The 2,785-nt window shown below is 67.9% G+C and carries 4 protein-coding genes; 2 read left to right on the top strand and 2 right to left on the bottom strand.

The features are described 5' to 3' along the window. Both KHA85_RS16235 and KHA85_RS16240 read right to left on the bottom strand, forming a co-directional pair. The coding region (locus KHA85_RS16235; protein WP_213186600.1) for a DUF222 domain-containing protein at positions 1 to 487 on the bottom strand (487 nt) is incomplete at its 3' end. 56 nt (positions 488 to 543) lie between these two features. Continuing rightward, the gene (locus KHA85_RS16240; protein WP_213186601.1) at positions 544 to 1,011 is read right to left on the bottom strand and encodes a hypothetical protein; all 468 of its coding nucleotides are present in this window, start codon (positions 1,009 to 1,011) and stop codon (positions 544 to 546) included. Between the two features lie 292 nt (positions 1,012 to 1,303). Here KHA85_RS16240 and KHA85_RS16245 point away from each other — a divergent pair, with 292 nt between their 5' ends. Beyond that, positions 1,304 to 1,876 carry a DUF3558 family protein gene (locus KHA85_RS16245; RefSeq protein WP_213186602.1) on the top strand — a complete coding sequence of 191 codons (573 nt, stop codon included), beginning with the start codon at positions 1,304 to 1,306 and terminating at the stop codon, positions 1,874 to 1,876. A 236-nt stretch (positions 1,877 to 2,112) separates the two neighbouring features. Beyond that, positions 2,113 to 2,785: WXG100 family type VII secretion target (locus KHA85_RS16250; protein ID WP_213186603.1), on the top strand; the 673-nt coding region annotated here is incomplete at its 3' end.

Raw genomic sequence — 2,785 nt, forward strand, 5'->3', positions numbered from 1 at the left:
GGGCGTTCTCCTGCAGGCGGCGGGTCGTGCACTGTCCGGCGGCCAGGGCGATCAGCTCGGCTTCGAGGCGGTGGCGCTCGTCGTCGTCGACCTCGTCCGGTAGCGCGGCCAGGGTGGTGTTGATGATCTTCAGGTGCCCGGCCGAGATCGTCCCGGCCGCGGTGGCGGCCATGCGTGCGGTGTCGGCGATCGCAGAATCCTCGAGGCGGCCGCGTGCCTCCCCGGGTGCCAGGCCGAGGCCGCCGGTGAGCATCTGCCGTTCGTTGATGAACCCCATCTGCCTGGCGGCCCCGGCTCTGCGCGCCTCGGCCATCACGCGCGCCTGGGTGGCGCGCAGCCTGCGTTGGGCCTGCTCGAGCGCGACCAGCTCGGCGTGCAGCTCCGCCGCGCCGGCCTCGGACCAGTCGCGGGCCAGGTGCGCATCGAGCGCGGACAGCACGGCGGTCATCTCGCCGCTGGCCGCCGCTCCCGTACCCGTGTCGCTCATGTGTTCGATTAGATCATCCGGGTACGACACGAACCCGTCACCGCAGGTCGGGTTGACTAGACGACCCCGGCGCCCGCCGCCACCTCCGCGTCACCCTGGGCGGCCCCACCTTCTCCGCGCGCGGACCTCGCCATGTGGATATGGAAGTACACCATCAGTCCGAGTGGGAGCACGGCCGCCAGCGACCACTCCGACGCGGTCGACAGGGCGAATATCGCCGTCGCGATCAGTCCGTAGAGGGTCACCGCTCCGGTCGGGACAGACAGACGGGATCTCGTCCCCGGCGCGGGGACCCGAGTGCGGCTGGCCAACCAGCCGCCGATCAGCGCGGCGGCGTAGAGGCAGAGCAGGCTGCACGTGAGCAGGACGTACTCCTGCGGTAACTCACTGGGCCTGGGGTGAGCCTCGAAGGGAGACGCGGTCGTCCACGCCAGCCAGGACCCCCACAATCCCAGCGCGAGGATGACCGCAGCAGTGGCGACCCAGTTCGCTGTTGAGTGCTCACCGGTCTGACCGTTCGACATGACGATTCCTTTCCTCGGCTGCCCAGTAGGACGGGCGGGCGGCCCGGACGGTTCCCCCGAGTTGCAGGGACCCGGCTGCGCGGCAGCCGCCGGCACCGACGACCGCGGAGACCCACCCACTGGCCGTCGCCGGCTGCGAAGATCATCGACCGTGAGCTCCCACCACCCTGACGCTGCAGCCGCTGAGCTGCCCGAACATGACTCGCCGACGAAGTCGGCGGGTCGGCGGAACCGCCGCGCGCTGTGGCCCGTCGTACAGGTTGTGGGGAGAAGTAGAGGTGTCGCGGCCGCAGTGGTCACCGTCGGCATGATCGCTGCGGGGTGCGGTTCGGCGGACGGAGGAGAAGATACGCCGACGACGACGAGCGCAGCCGCCCCCGAAGAGTCCGGCAATCCGTGGGATCTGCCGGTCGAGCAGAGACCCGCCCTTTTCGACCCGTGCGCGGATGTGCCCACTGATGCGGTGGAACGCGCCGTCGGGGCCCCAGTCCGCCGGGAGGCGCGTCTCACCAAGAGCGATCCGGGAAACCTCCATACGTGTGGCTGGATCACTGACGAGTTGATTGTGGATCTAGTCGCGACCTGGAAGTCACACGCCGACTATCTACTGGATCCAACCGGCGTTATCGCTGATGAAACCTATCCCGTCAGTGACCGGATCGCTCTGCGGCTACTCGACCGAGCGGATGATCCAAATACTTGTCGATATCTGTTCTTCACAGGACAAGGCACGGTCGCTATCTCTACCAGTTTGACTACTACCTTCAAGACTTTTCGAGGGGAGCGCTTCGCGGACGTGTGCGACGTCCTCCACGAGGTGAGCAGCCCACTAGTCCAGTTCGTCCCCCCGGGAGATTATCGATGACAGTGCACTTGGGGCCAGGTGCGGCACAAGAGTGCTTCGCCCACTGTGATTCTTTCATCAGCACACTCACGACTGCCATGGCCGACGAATGGCAGGCAGGTCAGAAACCTAGCCTTGCAGCATTTGATACCGCCCGTCAGCTCGGGACTGTCTACTCCTTGTTTGTCGGTGAAGACCTCCGAACGCTCCTCAATGGATTCATCGACCAGGCGCGAGCGATGTCCATGCTCTTCGCCGTGAGCGGGGGTCTGATCGAGGCGCAGGACGAGGCGGTGGCGGCCGCTCTCGGCAAGGCCGCCCAAGAGCCCGCCGGGCTGCAGAGTCTCGGACTCACCGGATCACTCGGATCGACCACCGCGCTGCTCGACGCCGCCGACAGCACCACCACCTTCGGAGGCTACGGCCGCGTCGGTCCCGAGGACGTCTCGGCCTCGCCGCTGGAGCGGATGGTCGAGGCAGCGCAAGCGCTCGATGCGGACCAGTTCGCGGCCATCGCCACGCGGATGACCGAGGCCTCGACCGCGCTCGAGGACGCCGCCACCGGACTCCACAGCGGGTTGAGCACCGTTCTCGGCCACACATGGCAGGGCGACTTCGCCGACCGCGCCCAGGAATCAGCACGCGGACTCGTCACGTCCGCCCTCGAACTCGCCGGTCAGCTCAGCGCCGTCAGAGACAAAGCCGACGTCGCGCAACGCGGGTTCGTCGCCACCCGCCAGCGCATCGCCTCCGAAGCCGCCGACGTCACCCTCGCCGAGAGCCGCACACCCGGCTTCGGACGACTCGCCGGACCGGTGGCGCCGTCGGTGAAAGCCGAGGTCGAGGCAGCTCGGCAGGCGGCGGAGGAGCAGGCGCGGGCGATCGTCAACACCGAGTACAGCCCCGCGGTGATGGACGCCAACCTCGACG

Source organism: Dietzia massiliensis (assembly GCF_018390595.1).
Lineage (GTDB): Bacteria > Actinomycetota > Actinomycetes > Mycobacteriales > Mycobacteriaceae > Dietzia > Dietzia massiliensis.

What these genes read in the sequence shown, in the direction of transcription:
- KHA85_RS16240 (WP_213186601.1), bottom strand. Translation starts at nt 1,011, where the DNA reads ATGTCGAACGGTCAGACCGGTGAGCACTCAACAGCGAACTGGGTCGCC.